The 17,722-nt window shown below is 69.2% G+C and carries 14 protein-coding genes and 4 pseudogenes; 8 read left to right on the forward strand and 10 right to left on the reverse strand.

Features of this window, described 5'->3' with window-relative positions:
- Positions 1–80: 80 nt before the first annotated feature.
- Entirely contained in the window at positions 81–1,184 is a 1,104-nt protein-coding gene (locus MILUP08_RS36010; protein WP_167626024.1) for a hypothetical protein, read from the forward strand.
- 83 nt (positions 1,185–1,267) lie between these two features.
- Here the strand turns inward: MILUP08_RS36010 and MILUP08_RS35430 are convergent.
- Together MILUP08_RS35430 and MILUP08_RS20840 are read right to left on the reverse strand one after the other, a co-directional pair.
- Positions 1,268–1,440 (reverse strand): annotated as a pseudogene (locus MILUP08_RS35430) (IS5/IS1182 family transposase); the annotation flags it as partial.
- 84 nt (positions 1,441–1,524) lie between these two features.
- Positions 1,525–1,899: pseudogene (locus tag MILUP08_RS20840) on the reverse strand (discoidin domain-containing protein); the annotation flags it as partial.
- Between the two features lie 280 nt (positions 1,900–2,179).
- On the opposite strand from MILUP08_RS20840, the gene MILUP08_RS20845 reads away from it, so the two are divergent.
- The 3 genes from MILUP08_RS20845 (at position 2,180) to MILUP08_RS20860 (ending at position 4,253) form a co-directional block, all read left to right on the forward strand.
- Positions 2,180–2,596 carry a GyrI-like domain-containing protein gene (locus MILUP08_RS20845; protein WP_007461242.1) on the forward strand — a complete coding sequence of 139 codons (417 nt, stop codon included), beginning with the start codon at positions 2,180–2,182 and terminating at the stop codon, positions 2,594–2,596.
- Between the two features lie 54 nt (positions 2,597–2,650).
- Positions 2,651–3,028, forward strand: a complete 378-nt coding sequence (locus MILUP08_RS20850) for a hypothetical protein (protein WP_144056978.1) — start codon at positions 2,651–2,653, stop codon at positions 3,026–3,028.
- A gap of 88 nt (positions 3,029–3,116) precedes the next feature.
- A complete protein-coding gene (locus tag MILUP08_RS20860; protein WP_083915887.1) occupies positions 3,117–4,253 on the forward strand; it encodes an IS701 family transposase in 1,137 nt (378 codons plus the stop codon).
- Between the two features lie 197 nt (positions 4,254–4,450).
- Here the strand turns inward: MILUP08_RS20860 and MILUP08_RS34740 are convergent.
- The 5 genes and pseudogenes from MILUP08_RS34740 to MILUP08_RS20890 form a co-directional block, all read right to left on the reverse strand.
- Positions 4,451–5,301: pseudogene (locus tag MILUP08_RS34740) on the reverse strand (IS5 family transposase).
- Between the two features lie 41 nt (positions 5,302–5,342).
- Complete coding sequence (locus MILUP08_RS20875; protein ID WP_039906363.1) at positions 5,343–5,768, reverse strand: NUDIX hydrolase; 426 nt, start codon at positions 5,766–5,768, stop codon at positions 5,343–5,345.
- Positions 5,769–5,784: 16 nt separating this feature from the next.
- Positions 5,785–6,447 (reverse strand): tetratricopeptide repeat protein, encoded by a 663-nt coding sequence (locus tag MILUP08_RS20880; RefSeq protein ID WP_007461250.1) that lies wholly within the window; start codon positions 6,445–6,447, stop codon positions 5,785–5,787.
- Between the two features lie 115 nt (positions 6,448–6,562).
- A complete protein-coding gene (locus MILUP08_RS20885) occupies positions 6,563–8,953 on the reverse strand; it encodes a glycoside hydrolase family 99 protein (RefSeq protein WP_007461252.1) in 2,391 nt (796 codons plus the stop codon).
- A gap of 174 nt (positions 8,954–9,127) precedes the next feature.
- Positions 9,128–10,981, reverse strand: a complete 1,854-nt coding sequence (locus MILUP08_RS20890) for a hypothetical protein (protein ID WP_007461253.1) — start codon at positions 10,979–10,981, stop codon at positions 9,128–9,130.
- A gap of 164 nt (positions 10,982–11,145) precedes the next feature.
- Here MILUP08_RS20890 and MILUP08_RS20895 point away from each other — a divergent pair, with 164 nt between their 5' ends.
- Positions 11,146–11,388, forward strand: a complete 243-nt coding sequence (locus MILUP08_RS20895; protein ID WP_007461255.1) for a hypothetical protein — start codon at positions 11,146–11,148, stop codon at positions 11,386–11,388.
- 23 nt (positions 11,389–11,411) lie between these two features.
- Positions 11,412–12,053, forward strand: coding sequence for a GNAT family N-acetyltransferase (locus tag MILUP08_RS20900; RefSeq protein WP_007461257.1), 642 nt, complete (start codon positions 11,412–11,414; stop codon positions 12,051–12,053).
- A 30-nt stretch (positions 12,054–12,083) separates the two neighbouring features.
- Here MILUP08_RS20900 and MILUP08_RS20905 read toward each other — a convergent pair whose 3' ends face one another.
- On the reverse strand, positions 12,084–12,839 hold the full coding sequence (locus MILUP08_RS20905; RefSeq protein ID WP_007461259.1) for an alpha/beta fold hydrolase: 756 nt from the start codon (positions 12,837–12,839) through the stop codon (positions 12,084–12,086).
- Between the two features lie 321 nt (positions 12,840–13,160).
- Here MILUP08_RS20905 and MILUP08_RS20910 point away from each other — a divergent pair, with 321 nt between their 5' ends.
- Both MILUP08_RS20910 and MILUP08_RS20915 read left to right on the forward strand, forming a co-directional pair.
- A complete protein-coding gene (locus MILUP08_RS20910; RefSeq protein ID WP_007461263.1) occupies positions 13,161–13,829 on the forward strand; it encodes a hypothetical protein in 669 nt (222 codons plus the stop codon).
- 18 nt (positions 13,830–13,847) lie between these two features.
- Positions 13,848–16,889, forward strand: a complete 3,042-nt coding sequence (locus tag MILUP08_RS20915) for an AfsR/SARP family transcriptional regulator (RefSeq protein ID WP_237747144.1) — start codon at positions 13,848–13,850, stop codon at positions 16,887–16,889.
- A 19-nt stretch (positions 16,890–16,908) separates the two neighbouring features.
- On the opposite strand, the gene MILUP08_RS20920 is transcribed toward MILUP08_RS20915, so the two are convergent.
- A complete protein-coding gene (locus MILUP08_RS20920) occupies positions 16,909–17,463 on the reverse strand; it encodes a dihydrofolate reductase family protein (RefSeq protein WP_007461267.1) in 555 nt (184 codons plus the stop codon).
- Between the two features lie 71 nt (positions 17,464–17,534).
- A pseudogene (locus MILUP08_RS36015) lies at positions 17,535–17,722 on the reverse strand (hypothetical protein); the annotation flags it as partial.

The raw sequence follows: 17,722 nt of genomic DNA on the forward strand, positions 1-17,722 counted from the left end.
TTTCGGTCTCGATGTCGTTATCGATAATGTTTTGCGCCCTGCCCACGCTTCTCCTCGCGCGCATCTATTATTTCACGAGCATGAAGCGCTTCCTGAAATACCCCCAAGAAGTTCCGTTGATTTTTGCGGTTGACATACCGTCCGATGAGCGGCGCAGAATAATTGCCCGTGCTGCGGCTTGGCGCGTCCTTTACACTAGCGCCACCGCAGGGTCAACAATCCTAGCTGACAAGATCGTTGCTTCGCACTTCGGGCATGTGCGGGTTGACTTTTTCCCCTGGCTGTTCATCGCCCTATTCGCTCTTACTGGCTCGATTTTCACTACAAAGGCGGCCGGCTACAGGTCTGTCGACAAGGTTTGCGCCGAGCTTAACGAGAGCGGGGATGGTTGGCGGCGCGACCCTGACCGAATATGCCGGATAGCCTCTGCGGACTGCCTTGTTCAAGTAGCCTCGCTTATCCTCTTCTACGCAGGATTGGCCTCATTCCTTAACATTGCTTTCTTTCCAGACAGAATACAAGAAAGACCGTTGGCCAGCGTCGACTCCGACATCTTGTTTTTCTATGGTCTTGCTGCTTTTCAGATCGCACTACTGGCCGGGAACAGGCTAATTTGGAGGTATCCCGAGTTCATGGTAATAGCGAACGCACTAAAGGTTGTGAGTGGAGAGGGCGCCAAGCGTTTTCGCATATCACCCTTCGACCCTATAGGCCCGAGGCGCAAGAACATATTTTTGCTAGCTCGCTCGTGCGAGCAGGTTGCCCTCAAATTAGAACGAGCAGTATCAAGGAATGCCATCGTCGCTCCAGCGGTGATGATGCGCGCAGGTGCGGCTGAACTGTTGCGGTTCATCGCCGGTCGTGACTCCTTGGACGCCAACACGCCTAAACGACTTGACCGCGACCTGAAGTATCTGGTCGCTCTCACCATTGACACCCCTTCTCGAAGCTTCTATGACAAAGTGGCCCTCGACTGGCGCGTATTTGATCAAAATGGCGCCCCCTCAAGGGCGCATGGCGCTAGGGCTACCAAAAGAGTGCAAGATTTCCTGCTCAAGTATGGGCAGTCCAGCGCGGCAACTCTACAGTTCGTTGTACAGGGATCGCTTGCCGCCTCGGTCGTACTGTTAATAGTTGTCGGCAAAGTCGATCCGGCAGACTTCATTAAAACGTTCTTGAAGTAGATTTTCTGGGCTCCCTTCGGCGGTGGATTTCCTACGCCTCGGCATTTTCGACCTCTGTGGGTCCGGTGGCCAGCCGGCGAGGATGATGTTGTGAAGGCTGGTCGTACCAGCAGCACCCGATCCGGCAGGTCACGGGCCCGCTGTCGGTCCGGTCGGCCATCAGCGATGGCGTACAGCCGCGCTCGGCCACCAGCCGGACCAGCTTGCGAAACTGGGCGGGCTGCAGCCGGGTGAACGGAAGTTCCACTTTAGGCAGGCTGCAGTGATCACCTCACTTCGGGCATGCTCGCTGAGTGGGTGGCGGCCGCCGGTCGGCGTCCGGCGGCCGCCCCACAACCGGTCAGCTGGCGTACACCTCAAATGCCGCCAGTTGCCTGACCGGCCAGCCGGTGTTACCGGTCACGGTGATGCGCACGTAGCGGGTCTGCGCGGCGCTGAACGTCAGCGCCACCTGATTGCCCGTCGACGGGTTGAAGGTGCGCGCCGCCGACCCCACCAGCGTCCCGAAGCTGCTCCTGTCGGTGCTGCCCGTCACGGCCAGGGTCTGCGTGCGGGTCGCCCAGGCCGACGACGGCGGCAGCTTCAGCACCACCCGCCCGACCGTGCGCGTCGCGCCCAGGTCGACCTGGACCCACTGCGGGAACGCGTTGTTGGCGCTCTCCCAGTAGCTGTTCGCGTCGCCGTCGACCACGCTGTCCGACCCGTAGCTCTGGACGTGACTGCTGCGGGTCTATCGCCAGTCTCGACGGTGTCACGTTGCCGAGGCCGTAGTTGGAGGACATCGCCTCCTTCACGCCCCGAGAGGCTGAGCATCATCTTCCCGCCAGCGTCGCCACACAAATCAGTGCGGCGACGAGGGTCCGTGACGGACAGGCGCCGGTGTACCTCGCTGGCGGCTCGGCCATGCCACCGGACCTGATTCGCGGGGAAGGCAGTGTCAGAGGTCGCGAGTAGCTTGTCTCCGACGCGGACCGCGTGACGGAGGAGGGCCGAGGATGCACCTACCGGTCAGGCACGTCGAGCGCGCCGAGACGCCTGTCATGTTCATCGAGGCTAGAGACGGGTCCGACGAGATCGGGCCGGTCTGGGACCATCTGGAGACGGTGCTGGGCTCGATGCGCGGGCGCACATTCCTCGGCGTGTTCGACGACAGCGGCGTCTACCGCTGCTGCGTGCAGATGCGAGCCGGTGACGTCCCCGACCACCTCGGCCTGCGAACGGGCGTCGTTCCGGGCGGCCGATACCTGAGCGCGACAGTGCGTGGCCCGCAACCCGCCGCCTACGCCCTGCTCACCCCGACCTTCGAGCAGTTGCAGCGCACGGGCGACCGGGACGATTCTCGCCCGTGCATCGAGTACTACCGCCGCCACGACCGGATCGACGTGCTGATGCCCCTGCGAGACGGAGACTGACCGCTTCTCCACTCCACAATCGTCTAGCGTGCATCGGTGCATGACGCTTCGGTGTTGGACGGCCTGGCCGAGTTGACCGGCGTGCGAATGCTGTGGTTCGCCGACTACTACGACGGCCCGTTGGATGGTCTGGCGGTGTTCGAGGGCAGGGAGTACTGGTTCATCGCCGTTGCCGATGACCGGGGTGTACCCGTCGATCAGGAGCGGCGCTGCTACGTGCTGCACGCGATCTCCGACGAGCAGGCACAGGCCGAGTGGGCGGACCACCGTGACTTCGTGGTGGTGGTGGGTGGGCCGGGGTGCGTAAACACGCCGGCTTGCGCCCGCGGCCCCGGTGATGCCGACGCGGCTGCTGCCTGGCACCGCGACCACCCGTGGGACACGCGGCCCGATCATGCCAGCGCGACGGCGATCGGGTGGTTCCGCGGGTAGGTGCCCACAGAAGGGTCGCGGGCGGCGACCCCTAGTACTGCAACGGCAGTAGGCGAATCGAGTTCGACTCGTGTTCGTTGGTCCGACTGTGACGGATGTTGATGTCGATCGTTGGCATGGAGAGTTGGACCGGCTGCATGCCCGGATCGGGCCCAGGTTTCGGCGGTCGGAGCCGCGGCTGCGGGTCCGTCAGTACCTGTGTGGGCTGGTCTCTGGTCTGGGTCGTAAGAACGGCTGGACCTTGGCTGAGCAGGCCGGGGATGCGTCGCCGGACGGGATGCAAAGGTTGTTGCGGTGGGCGGACTGGGACGTCGACGCGGTCCGCGACGATGTGCGGGACTACGTGGTCGAGCACCTCGGCGACCCGGCCGGAGTGCTGATCGTCGACGACACCGGGTTCCTGAAGAAGGGCACCCGGTCGGCCGGAGTGCAGCGTCAGTATTCCGGCACCGCCGGGCGGACGGAGAACTGCCAGGTCGGTGCGTTCCTGGCCTACCGCTCAGCGAAGGGCCACGCGCTGATCGATCGGCAGCTCTACCTTCCGGCGTCGTGGACCGATGACCGGGACCGGTGCCGGGCCGCGGGGATCCCGGACGCGGTGCAGTTCGCCACGAAGGTGCAGATGGCCCGGGAGATGCTGGCCCGCGCGTTGGATGCCGGGGTGCCGGTCGGGTGGGTGACGATGGACGAGGCCTACGGGCAGTCGAAATCGTTGCGGGTCTGGTTGGAACACCGGGATGTGGGTTATGTGGTCGCGACCCGCCGCAACGACGACATGATCACCACCACGATGGGCACCTGCCGAGCAGACAAGCTGATCGCCGCTCTGCCGGCCCGGGCGTGGTGCCGGCTGTCCGCCGGCGCGGGCGCCCACGGCCCGCGCGAGTACTGGTGGGCGCGGGTGCCGGTGCGGATCTGCTGGCAACCCGGCCGGGGCCACTGGCTCCTGGCCCGGCGCAGCATGACCACCGGGGAGATCGCCTACTACGTCTGCTACGGACCCCGCCGCACCCGACTGCTCGACCTGGCCCGCATCGCGGGAGCCCGTTGGGCGATCGAGGAGTGTTTCCAGCAGGCCAAGAACGAAGCCGGCCTCGACGAATACCAGGTCCGCGACTGGCGAGCCTGGTACGCCCACATCACCCTGTCCATGGCCGCTCACGCCTGGCTGTCCGTGGCCCGATCCCTTACCGCAAAAGGGGATCCAGTCCCGGCGACGACATGATGATCGGCTACACGGTACCGGAGATCCGAAGACTGCTCACCGCACTCATAGTGCGATCAACCCACCCACCCGAGCACGTCTGGGCCTGGTCGCGATGGCGCCGACGACGCCAACACCAAGCCCGAACCTGCCACTACCGACGACACGGCTACCCCTGACCAACTGCCGTTGCAGTACTAGGCCGTGTCTTCAAAGGTTCATAACCATTGGAGTAGCGCGGCGATGGTGACGGTGGCCCGGTATGACGTTGCTGTCTTGTCGTATCGGGTGGCCAAGCTGCGGCACTGCTTGAGCCGGTTGAAGCACCGTTCGACGACGTTGCGCCGCTTGTAGAGCTGCTTGTCGAACGCTGGTGGCCGGCCGCCGCGGCTGCCTCGCCGGCGGCGGTTGGCCTGCTGATCAGCGCGTTCGGGGATCGTGTGTGGGATGCCTCGTCGGCGTAGGCCGGCGCGGATGGCCTTGGAGCTGTAGCCCTTGTCGGCGATGACGTGCTCCGGGCGGACGCGGGGCCGGCCGGGGCCTGAACGCTCGACACGGATGCGGGTGAGGACCTGGGTGAAGCGGGTGCAGTCGTTGACGTTGCCGCCGGAGAGCACGAAGGCCAGGGGCCGACCCAGGCCGTCGCAGGCGAGGTGAATCTTGGTGGTCAGTCCACCTCGAGATCGGCCGAGGGCGTGATCTTGTGGTTCGTCCGTTTCTCGGCGCCCCCTTTAGCGCCTGCAGCGTGCTGGTGGGCTCGCACGATGGTCGAGTCGACCGACACCAGCCAGTCGATGTCACCGGCCGCGTCCGCGTCGGCCTGCACTCCGGCCAGCATCCGCTCGAACGTCCCGTCCAGGGCCCACCTGCGGAAACGGGTGTAGATCGACTGCCAGGACCCGTAACGGGTGGGCACGTCCCGCCACGCTGCCCCGGCCCGGACCTTCCACACGATCCCGTTGAGCACCCGCCGGTCATCGACCCGCGGCCGACCACCCGTCACCGCCGACGGCAGATACCTGGACAGGGCTTCCCACTCGACGTCAGACAACTCGTAGCGACGACCCACGCGCTACATCATCCGATACCAAGATCCTTTGAAGACACTGCCTAGCGGCCGCGAAGCATGTCGGCGAGGCCGGCGGGGTAGAGCGGGCGGCCTGCGGTGAAGCTGCTCAAGGAACGCCACATGACTTTCGTGCCCGGATTGTCGAGGATCTCGCCGACCGTGTCCCGCTCGTAGACCGACTGATCGGTGAGCCGGCAGTCGTAGACGAAGACGATCTCATGCCCGTCGCGGTCGAACGCGTGAAAGAGGTTTTCCAGAACGCCCAGGAGGCGTACGTCGAGAAGCTCGACGTCGAGTTCCTCGCGCAGTTCGCGACGTACGGCGGCCTCGGCGGTCTCGCCGAATTCGATGCCCCCGCCCAGGGGACGGTAGAAGGTTTCGTCCTTCGCGGAGTCGTGGCTCTCGAACACGAGCAGGTCCTCACCACGACGTGGCACGGCAAGGGCGACCGGGCGGATTGACGACATCAGTCGAGGCTAATGCTTAAATCTGTGTTCTTGCCTGCTCGATCTGCTGCACGATGGCATGGGCGCCGTGGCCCTGGGCGATGGCGTTCGCCTCGTCGAGTGTCGCGAGCGCGTCCGTGTGGCGGTCCTGGGCAGCAGCGATGTAGGCCAGGCCGACCATGTTGGCGGCCACGCCCGGCAGCGCCCCCATCTCTCGGCGCAGCCGTGACGACTCCTCCAGCCGCTCGCGCGCTTCGTCCAGTCGACCGGCCGTGTGCGCCGCGATGCCCAGGTGGCGAAGTACCTCGGCCTCGGTCGGCTTGTCGCCGACCTGCGCCGCCATCTGGCGGGACCGTGTCAGGTGCGGAACCGCGGTCTCGTCGTCGCGCCGGATCACCTGATGCAGGCAGCCGATCCAGAACAGCGTCTCGGCCTGGCCGCGCGTGTCGCCCAGCGCCTGGTACAGCTCGATCGCACGCTCAAACAACTGCAGCTCAGCCGGGTCCTCGACGGGTGACGAGCCGCTGATGGCGCGTTCATTGAGGAATCGCGCATGCAGGATCCGCCCGCGGGCCAGCGCGGTGTCGGCCTCCACCGCGTCCAGGTCCCGTTCGGCGTCGGCCAGCACGCCAGCATCGCCGCTGAACACGGCGTGTTCATAGAGGACCCTGGCCCGTTCGATGCGATCTTCGGCGCTCATCGCCGCCCCCGTCCCGGCATCGCCACTGGGTGCCGGGTCAGCAGCTTAATGGTTGGCCCGTTCGTCGGGTGGGTGGCGGCCGCCGGTCGGCGTCCGGCGGCCGCCCCACAACCGGTCAGCTGGCGTACACCTCCAGTGCCGCCAGTTGCCCGGCCGGCCAGCCGGTGTTACCGGTCACGGTGATGCGCACGTAGCGGGTCTGCGCCGCGCTGAAGGTCAGCGCCACCTGGTTGCCCGTCGACGGGTTGAAGGTCCGCGCCGCCGAGGAGACAAGCGTGCCGAAGCTGCTCCCGTCGGTGCTGCCCGTCACGGCCAGGGTCTGCGTGCGAGTCGCCCAGGCCGACGACGGCGGCAGCTTCAGCACCACTCGCCCGACCGTGCGCGTCGCGCCCAGGTCGACCTGGACCCACTGCGGGAACGCGTTGTTGGCGCTCTCCCAGTAGCTGTTCGCGTCGCCGTCGACCACGCTGCCCGACCCGTAGCTCTGGACGTGGCTGCTCTCGCTCGTGGATCGGCCGCGGGCCAGGTCGGAGTTGGCGGGGGCGTCGGTGGTGGCGGTGACCGCGTTCGAGGCCGCCGAGGTGTTGCCGGCGGCGTCGCGGGCGGTGACCGTGAAGGTGTACGAGGTGGAGGCGTTGAGTCCGCTCACGGTCGCCGTGGTGCCCGTGACCGAGCTGACCACAGTGCCGCCCTGGCGCACCTGGTAGCCGGTCACGCCGTTGTCGTCGGTCGACGCCGTCCAGGCCAGGGACACGCTGCTCGCGCTCCGACCGGTCACCGTGAGGCCGCTCGGCGCGCTCGGTGCGGTGGTGTCCGTGGTGCCGCTTGAGGCGTACACCTCGACCTGGGAGAGCTGGCCCGCCGCCCAGCCGGTGTTGCCGGCGATGCTCAGCCGGATGTGGCGGGCCGTGGTGGTCGTGAGCGTGCGGGTCACGGTGTTGCCGGTCGCCGGGTCGAAGGCGAACGCCGAGGCACCGGCGATTGTCGAGAAGGAGCTGCCGTCGACGCTGCCCTGCACGGTGATGGTCTGGGTGCGCGCACCCCAGCCGGCGGGCAGCCGCACCACGAGCTTGTTGACCTGGTGGCTGGCGCCGAGGTCGACCTGCCACCACTGCGGGAAGGAGCCGCTGCCGCTCTCCCAGTAGCTGCCGGCGTCGGAGTCCACCGCGTTCGAGGCGGCGAACGAGCCGTTCTGGCTGCTCGCGGAGGTGGACCTGCCGGCGGCGAGGTTTCCGGTGGCCGGGGGTGGGGTGCCGACCATCGGCGGCGTCGGGCGTACGGCGGTGAGCGCGAGCTGTCCCTTGAGCATCCGGCCGCCGTCGCCGGTGATGCGCAGGTAGTAGTCGGAGGAGCAGGCCACGCCGTCCTCGTCCAGGGCCCGGATGTTCGCGCCGGCCGGGGTGGTGGCCTGCGTCTCGGACGTCTTGGCGATCTGGTTGCCCTCGTTGTACTCGTCGAACATGGACACGTACAGGCCCTGGGAGCCGAGCCGGACCATGTTGTAGATGTGCCGCCAGTAGAAGTCGCCGTGCTTGCGGTGCCCCCCGGCGAGGTCGCCGGGCATCACGCAGGGCAGGTAGTCGATGCCGCGCGCCGCGCAGTCGGCCATGTCACCGACGTTGACGTTGTTGTAGTACGAGTCGAGCTCCTCCACCGTGCGGGCGCGGTAGACCATCCACGGCGAGATCGCGTGGAAGGCGTGGTAGACGTCGAGAAAGCCGGGGCGGGAGTCCTCGATGCCCTGCCGCCACCACGTCGGCACGCCACCGATGACGTAGCACCCCTGCGCCTTGAACCAGTTGATGACCTCCAGGCAGGGCCCGGGGGTGAAGGGCCGGCTCGACTCACTGAAGCCGAAGCCCCAGATGCAGACGACAGGCTTGCCGTTCTGGCGGGCGTACGCGCTGGAGGCGGTGTGCGCGGCCATCTTCGTCGTCCAGTCGGTCTTGATCTCCGACTGGAACGTCAGCCAGTCGGTGACGTCGTACATGATGTAGAACTTGCGGTTGTAGCGCTCGGCCGCCGAACGCACCTTCTGCGTCATCGCGTCGCGGGTCGGCCCCTCCCCGCCCATCGGGTTGAACCGTTGCAGCGCGGCGGTGTCGCAGCCGTACTCCTGCATCCAGCGAAAGTGGGTGTCCACCGTCTGCTGGTCGTAGGAGGAGAAGAGGGTGGCCGGCGATCCGTTGCCGAGGTTGGGGTACGCGGTGGGATAGCTGCGCGTGTACTCGCGCATGTCCGGCCAGGACACGATCGTGGTGTTGGACGGCGACGGCGGCTGGAACCGGTCGCGGCTCCAGTGCCACCAGCCGCCGATGGGCGCCGAGTCGCCTGGCGCGCTGAACCAGCCCTGGTAGCCGACAGTCACCTTGCCGACCACGTCCCCCACCGGGCTCGCGGCGGCGGCAGGTGTCGCCAGTGTGGTGAGCAGTTCGGTGGTGGAGGTGGCGGCGAGGGCGGACCCCGCCAGTACGGACGTGACGAACCTGCGGCGGGAGACCGCCATGGGACCACTCCTTCGGGACGGAAGGCATTGACGGCCATCGTGGCAGCAGTGGATGCTATCCCGCAAGAGTGCGACTGATCGATGAAAAATCAAGGCAGGCCGTCGGCAGGAGCCGGCCGCGAACGGGGGCCGGAACCGCGTCGGTCCCGGCCCCCGTCGGTACGCTCGAAACGACTACGGCGTCGGGTACTGCGCGACGTAGACCGGCTCGCCGGCCTTCGTCATGTCGGCCGCGTCGCCGACACCGTTGACCACGTGGTCGATCGTGCCGGCGCTGAGGTTGACGGTCATGATGTGGTGCAGTCGCACCCCGGGCGTGACCGGCGCCTCGAAGCCGTTCTCGGTGTGGATCGACGGGTTGTTCTGGTTGAAGACGTACACCCCGCCGCCGTACAGGTCGTGGTGGCGGACCCGGTCGCCGACCTTGTAGCCGGCGAAGCCCTCGACCGTGCCGTTCATCCAGTCGGCCTGCGTCGGCGGGTCGTAGGGCAGCTCGTTCTGGTAGAGAATCGTGGTGCCGTGCTCGCCGTTCCAGACCGTGTTGTAGCGCTGGAAGTGCTCGACGAACAGGCCGGTGGCGGTCACGTGGTCGCCGTTGATGACGGCGCCGTAGCGGCCGGTGTTGGTGCGCCAGCGGTCGGTGTCACCGTTGACGCCCTCGGTGAAGCCCTCCACGCCGTGGTCGCCGCGCCACACCCAGGTGTGGTCGATGAGCACGTTGTCGCTGTTGACCTCCAGCGCCGTATTGGTGCGGCCGATGTGCGGGCCGCCGACGCGGAAGTACACGTCGGAGAGCGTGGTCGGGTTGGCCGGGCTGCTGTGGCCGTGGCCGTGCGAGCGGCCCACCCGCAGCAGGGCCGGCGACTCGACGGTGCCGGCGTCGATCGTGACGCCGGCGACGATCACGCCGGGCACGTCGGCGACGTCCAGCGGGACCGCGCCGTTCACCGCGGTGAGGGTGGCGTGGCCGATGCCGAGCACCACCGTGTCGGCCCGCCGGATCTCGATGCTGCGCGCGATGTCGTAGACGCCGGGGGTGAGCAGCAGGTTCTTGCCGCGCGCGAGCTGACTGTTGATCAGCCGCACCGGGTCGGACGGCTTCGCGACGAAGAAGTCGTCGATCCCGATGGTCCGCCCGGGGGTCATGCCGTCGCCCCAGGAGACGCCCCGGCTGTCGCGCTGCGCCGCCGGCACCCGCACGTTGTAGCGGCCCTTGCCGTCGACGTACAGGTAGGGCTTCTCCCGGCTCAGCGGGGTGGTGTCGAGCGTGGTGTACGGCGGGTCCGGGAACGTGGCGTCGTCAGGTGCGCCCTCGACGCCCGCGAAGACCTGGTTCCACACGGCGTTGGACCACCCGGCGACCTCGCTGTTGCGGGTGAGCCACTGCTGCTGGGAGCCGTTGGTGGTGGCCGGCAGCCGCGAGTCGGCGATGAAGCCGCCGCTTGCGTACTGCGGGCCGGCGGTGCAGTAGTCCATCAGGGACAGCCCGCCGCCGGTGATGTTCAATCGGCGCATCGAGACCGCCTGGGACACCGCCCAGAAATTCGCCGTCGCCCGGCAGCCGTCCTGCCCCGCGCCGTTGACGGTGAGCGAGAGGTTGGACAGGGTGCGCCAGAAGTTGACGAGCGCGAGGCAATTGCCGGTGCCGCCGTCGGCCAGGCAGCGGTTGTAGACCTCCAGCTTGCCGTTCACGGCGACGTCGGTGGGCGCGGCGCCCAGGCCGGCGACCTCGGTGTAGTAGCCGACCTTGGCCTGCAACGGCTGCTCGGCCGTGCCGTACGCGCCCGGCTTGAACAGGTAGGCGTGCCGCTCGGTGCCCATCTCGTTGTCGACCTGCCGGGCGTGCGCGGCGTCGAGGGTCTGCTGGATCTCGCCGACCGGCATGGTCGGGTCGAAGATCGTCACGTTCGGCCCGAAGTCGGGTGCGCCGTGCGTCGGGCGGCCGGCGCTGGCGGCGGTGCCGCTCGTCGCGAGGGCGGTGGTGACCAGAAGAGCGAGAAGGAGGGTACGTCGGGACGGGCTTGTCATGTGGTTCGTCCTCTCCGCTGGCCAGGGGCGTGCTCCCGGCGCAGCTGGGGGCGGTGAGAGCGCTCTCTGGTGTTTCTACCCGGTAAAGCGACAGTCCGCCATGACCGGGACGGCGAACTTCGGCCCGGGCGGGTGAGAATGGACGGTGACGCGGGGAGGCGCCGATGCAGATCGACTCGCTGCCCCACCTGGACGAACACGCCACGCTCATCGCGGCGGAGACCGACCAGGTCTGGCCGCACCTCACCGACGTCGTCGAGCGGACCTTCTCGCGTCCCGGCACGGGCGGATACGCCCGCCTGGTGGGCGCCGCCGACCCGGTCACGTCCGGGCCTCGACCGCTCGTCGAGGGCTCGACATTCCCCGGCTTCCACGTTTTCCCCTGGACCGGTGAGAATGGACGCTGACGCGCAACGGGGAGGCGACGATCGTGGGTGGCACGTTGGCCGACGTCCTGGACGCGGCAGCACGCGGGCACTTCCCGCCCCCGGACGGCGGTACCACGATCGTGGCGCAGCACAGCAGTCGGGACGCCGGAGTGATCGCCTTCACCGCGCACTCCGTGGTGTTCACCGACGAGGACCCCGACTGGGTCCGCGACACCCTGGCCGCCCTCGACTGCGACGGTCTGGCGGCCACGATGAATCCGCGTTTCCTGGGGGCGCTGCTCGACCGCACCGGCCGGTCGACGGACACGATCGATCTGCTGACCGTCGCGTCCCCGCTCACCGGTGCTCCCCCGCTCGCGCTACGCGAGTTGACCGACGCCGACCATCCCCGCGAGGCCAGGGCGCGCAAGCGCCGTGACGACGTCCGCGTATGGGGGGCCGAGGGCGGCGTGGTCGTTCTCGGCCGTGGTGTGGCGGGTCGCTGGGAGGCGGCGATCGAGGTCGACGAGGACGTACGCCACCGGGGCCTCGGCCGGGCGCTGGCGACGGCCGCCCGGCATCTGGTGCCCGAGGGTCAGCCGGTCTGGGCGCAGCAGGCCGCCGGCAACGCGCGCAGCGTGCGGGCCTTCCAGGCGGCCGGTTTTCGACCGGTGGGAGCCGAAGCGCTGCTCCTGAAGAAGTAGCCGCTCCGGCGCCCACCGCCCGCGCGGGCCTCACCCGTCGCTCAGGAACTCGTCGATCATCGGGGCCAGCCACTCGGCGCGCTGCGGAATCGTGGTGTGGGTGGTGCCCGGCAGGATGGCCAGCCGGCAGGCCGGCAGGCCGGTCAGGTCACCGGGCACCGCGCCGCCGAGCAACCGGAACATCAGCACCGCGTGCTCGGGCTGGACGATGTCCGAGTCGGCCAGCACGATCATGGTGGGCGCGGCCAGGGCCCGGATCTGCTCGGGCGTCCACCGCGGCAGGTTCGCGTCCAGCACCTTCATCTTGGTGACCAGATTCGCCCAGTCCGCCGGGTCCGGCGCGGTCCGCAGGTACTCCTCGTGGAACTCCGAACCGTGCAGGTGCTCCGGTTGCAGATCCTGGATCCCGTCCAGCAACCCCGGGTGCAGGCCGGCGTCCTCGAAGCTCACCGAGGCGAGCACCAGCCGCCCGACCCGCTCGGCGTGGTCGGTGCCCAGGCGCAACGCCACCGCGGCGCCCATGCTCCAGCCGTACACGTCCGCCCGCTCGACACCGAGCCGGTCGAGCAGCTCGACCACGTCGGCGGCGAAGTGCTCCACGGTCAGCGGCCGGTCGGCGTCCGGGGTGTGGCCGTGCGCCTGCAACTCCACGGCGATCACCCGCCGGGACTTCGCCAGCAACGGCAGGATCGTGCCGAACGAGGTGCCGATGCCGGAGAGCGCGCCGTGGATGAGCACCAGCGGCCGGCCCTCGTCACTGCCATGTGTCTCGTGATAGATCTCCATGTCCACACGGTGCGCCGGCGCGCTTACGGTCTGCTTTCGATCTCCTTCCCGAGGCCAGCACGAATGCCACCGTACGAAATTGTGGTTGGCCATCGACATTGAGGCGGTCGTTCTTGCTGGCCCGTGGGACGCGAACTCTCTCGGGATGAGTCGCCCTTCCGACGAGGCAATGGCGCAATGATTGATATTGGTTGATGCTTGCCTGGCTGCCGTCCGATTGTGGCCGATCCCGCACAGGCGGACGGCTTGGCCGCTCAGACCGCAGGGCGCCTTGGTGCTCGCCCGCCGGCGGCCGCCCCTCGATTACACAAGGAGTCGAAGATGCCCACACCTAATGCAAGCGACCTGTCCGGGAGCGCAGCTTTTCAGGGACTACTGTCGGTTGGCCTGACGGTTTTGCCCGCGTACACCGCGGCGGTCCGCCACCTGACCGCCGATCAGATAGGCGTTCAACAGGCCGAGGCAGAGGCCTTGGCGCGACGGTTGCGCGCTCTGGCTCGGCAACGTTCGGAGATTCCCGAACCCGAACTGGCGAAGCTGGCCCATTTGGCCGGGCTCACCCCGACCGACATCAACGACATCACGCACAGAGCTCTCACCCACGGGTTGGCGCTGATCGAGGCGTTCCCGGAACTGACATCAATGGACGATCACGCGAAAAACATGCTGATCTTCGACGCGATGCGGCGTGACGAGGCGTTCATGAATGCGCTCAAGCGCGCGACCACCGACGGCGTCGCCGCCGGCGATCAAGCCAGCGCGTGCAAGAACGCATGTCTTCTGACGTTCATGATGAAGCTGTTCGCCGCGCAGATCGATGCCGTTCAGCGGATGATGGCTTGCGCGGTCCTGGTATTCCCGCCGCTGGTCCTCGCCTGCGCCGCGGTCATGCTGATACTCATGATCGTGGCGATGACGAAAGCGAACAAGGAGTACACCCAGTGCATCGAGGACTGCCTGGAGGGAAAAGGAGGAGGAGGAGGGGATTAGCACTCCAGCCACACTAGGATGACGGCCGTGCAGTTCGGGGTGCTCGGGCCGCTCGCCGTCACCACGGACGCCGGCGAGCCGGTGGCGGTGCCCGGCACCAAGGTGCGTGCCCTCCTGGCCGACCTGCTGACCAACCGCAACCAGGTCGTCTCCGCCGACCGGCTCATCGACGACCTGTGGGGCGACGACTCCCCCGCCAACCCCGCCGGCGCCCTCCAGGTGCGGGTGTCGCAGTTGCGCAAGGCGCTCAACGACGCCGAGCCGGGCGCCCGCGACCTCGTCGAGTCCCGCGCTCCCGGCTATCTGCTGCGGGCCGGCGCTGTCGACGCCGACCGGTTCGCCGAGCTGGCCCGGCACACCGACGTCGACAGGTTGACCGAGGCCCTCGGGCTGTGGCGGGGCGAGGCGTACGCCGACGTGGCGGACGCCGAGTTCGTCCGCGCGGAGGCCACCCGCCTCGCCGAGCAGCGCCTCGCCGTGCACGAGCGGCTCGCCGAGGCCCGGGTGGCCCGGGGCGAACACGACCTCGTCGCGGCCGACCTGGCCGAGCTGGTCGCCCGGCACCCGCTGCGCGAGGGCCTGCGGGCGGTGCAGCTCCGCGCGCTGTACGCGGCCGGTCGCCAGTCCGAGGCCCTGGACAGCTACGCCGACCTGCGGGACCGGCTCGCCGACGAGCTGGGCCTCGACCCCGCCCCGGAACTGGTCGCCCTGCACCGCCGGATCCTCGAACAGGACGCCGGCCTGAGCGCGCCGCCGAAGGCCGCGATCATCCGCAACAGCCTGCCCGCCCAGCTCGACGAGCTGGTCGGCCGGGGCGAGGCGCTTACCGAGCTGCGGGCGCTGCTGCCCGCGCAGCGCCTGGTCACGCTGATCGGGCCGGGCGGCGTCGGCAAGACCCGGCTGGCCACCGAGACCGCCCGCACCCAGTCCCTCCCCGACGGTGTCCTGCTGGTCGAGCTGGCGCCGCTGCCGGCCGGCGACCCGGGCGTCGCCGAACAGGTGCTCGGCGCGCTGGACGCCCGCGAGGCCGCCGGCACGACCCTGTCGGCCACCGACCGACTCGTCGCGGCGCTGCGGCAGCGACACCTGCTGCTCGTGCTGGACAACTGCGAACACGTCATCGAGCCGGTCGCCGCGCTGGTGGCCCGGCTGCTGCGCGACGCGCCCGGGGTACGCGTGCTGGCCACCAGCCGGGAGTCGCTCGGCCTGACCGGGGAGCTGCTCTGGGAGGTACCCCCGTTGTCGCTGCCCCAGGACAGCGACCCGGACGCGGTCCGGCGCTCGGCGGCGGCCCGGTTGTTCGCCGCCCGCGCCGCCGCCCAGCACCGCGGTTTCCGTCTCGACGAGACCACCGCGCCTGCGGTCGCCCAGCTCTGCCGCCGCCTGGACGGCCTGCCGCTGGCATTGGAGCTGGCGGCGACCCGGGTCCGCGCGCTGGGCCTGCGCGGTGTGGTGGACCGGCTCGACGACCGGTTCCGGCTGCTCACCACGTCCCAGCGCGACGTGCCGCGCCGACAGCGGACGTTGACCGCGGTGATCGGCTGGAGTTGGGACCTGCTCGACGAGGCCGACCGGGAGGTGCTCGCCCGGCTCGCGGTGTTCCGCGACGGCTGCACGCCGGAGGCCGCCGAGCAGGTCTGCCAGGCCGACCTGGACGCCCTCGCCCGGCTGGTGGACCGGTCGCTCGTGGTGCTTGACGACTCCCCGGCGGGCCCGCGCTACCGGCTGCTCGAATCGGTAGCCGCGTTCTGCCTGGACCGCCTGACCGACGCCGACGACGTGCGGGCGCGGCACGCCGCCTACTACACCGACCTGGCCGAACGCGCCGACCCGGAGTTGCGCGGGGCGGAACAGCGCCGCTGGCTGGCGCTGCTGGACGCCGAGACGGCGAACCTGCGCGCGGCGCTGGCCCACGGCGGCGGGCTGCGGCTGGCCGTCGCGCTGAGCTGGTACTGGTATCTGCGCGGCCGGCTCACCGAGGCGCGACGGGCCCTCGCCGTCCCGGGCGACCCGGCGCAGGAGTCCCGCGCGGCGCCGTGGCAGGTCGGCTTCGCGCTGCTGCGCGGCGAGGCGGTCACGCCGGCCGACATCCGTGCCGCGCTGGCCCACGACCCGGACGGCCGAGGCGCCTGGTTCGCGGCGCACGCGGTCATCACGCACAGCGAACTGGCCCTGGCCGCGGAGTTGCTGCCCAGCGCTCCCGCCGACGCGTGGACCGAGGCGGCGGTGCTCGCCTCCCGGGCCATGCTCGCGCACGCCGCCGGCGACCAGAGCACCCTGGAGTACGCCTCGACGCGCAGCGCCGCGCTGTTCGCCGACCTCGGGGATCGGTGGGGGCGGCTCCAGGCGACCGAGTGGGTGGGTGGGCTGGCCGAGATGCGTGGCGAGCACGAGCGCGCGGTCGAGCTGCACCGCGAGGGACTGCGCTGGGCCGAGGAGTTGGAACTGTGGCCGCAGGTCGGCACCGAGCTGTCCTGGCTGGCCTGGCTGGCGGTGCAGACCCGCGACTACCCGCAGGGGCGTGAGTTGGCCGAGCGCGCGTACCGGCTGGCGGTCGAGCAGGACGCGCCGGGCGCGCTGGTCTTCGCCGGGATGAGCCTCGGGTTCGCCGCCCGCCGCGACGGCAAGCTCGACCTGGCCGTCACCCACCTCACCCACCTCGCCGAGCGGGGGCGTGGCGAGACGCGTCCGGCGCTCTACCTGCCGATGGTCCTGGTGGAGCTGGGATACGCCGTCGAACAGGGCGGCGACCCGGACGCCGCGCTCGCCCTGCACGTCGAGGCGTACGAGGCCGCCGAGGCGATGGCCTCGCCCCGCGACGGGGTCGCCGCGCTGGAGGGAATGGCGTCGGCGGTGCGCTCGCCGGAGGCCGCCGCCCGGTTGCTCGGCGTGGCGGCGGCCGCCCGGCTGGCCCTGGAGGCCCCGGCCTCCCCGGCCGAACGCGACGAGGTCGACCGGGTGACCGGACGCGTCCGCGCCGCCCTGGGGCCGGAGCGCTTCGACGCGCTCGTGGACGAGGGCACGAAGCTGAGCCCGGGCGAGGCCCGGGCTCAGCTCTGAGGCGACGGCCAAGAGGCGGTCAGGCGGCGGCCTTCGGGCGGTACGAGGCGACGATCACGCCGCTCTTGTGCACCCGGGTGTCGACGAGGTCGAACGACGCCTGGAAGTCCGTCAGCGGCACCGTCAGGCTGGGCGTGCCCTGCAGCACCGGGTGGATCCAGAAGCGGACCTCGTCCACCAGGCCCGCGGTGATCAGTTGGGCGGTGACCGAGCCGAAGCCGTACTGGATGATGTTTCTGCCGTCCTGGGCCTTGAGCGCCGTGACCGCCTCGACCAGGTCGCCCTGGAGCACCTCCGTGTTGTTCCAGGTGGGGTTGGTGAGGGTGGTCGAGGCGACGTACTTCTTGACGTTGTTGAAGTAGGCGGCCCCGGTCATCGGGTCGCTCTCGTCCTGCTGCGGCCAGGCGACGGACATGCCGTCGTAGGTGGCCCGACCCATCAGCATCGCGTCCGCGGCGTCGGTCAGCTCGCCGGCCACGACGATGGACTCCTCGTCGAAGTACGGGCCGGTCCACATCGGGTTCTCGATGACGCCGTCGAGGGTGATGTAGGTCGAGTTGATGAGCTTGCGCATCGGAATCTCCTGGGTGTCTGTCGTGTTCTCCGGACACCCAGAACACTGCCGGCCGCCGCTTACGATTCGCTTCAGGTGCCCTTACCCGCGTCCTCGGCCGCACCTGAACTCGTGTCGACAAGCGGAATCGGCAGCGCCTGCGGGGCCGTCGTGCTGCCACCTGTCGAGTGCGCCGGCGCGGGCCGGTCGTCGGTGCGGCTGTGCAGGCGTCCGCGCCCGGCCGGCCCGGGACGCCGGGTCACCTCGACTGTCACCATCC

Origin of the sequence: Micromonospora lupini str. Lupac 08 (assembly GCF_000297395.2) — a bacterium.
Classification (GTDB): domain Bacteria; phylum Actinomycetota; class Actinomycetes; order Mycobacteriales; family Micromonosporaceae; genus Micromonospora; species Micromonospora lupini.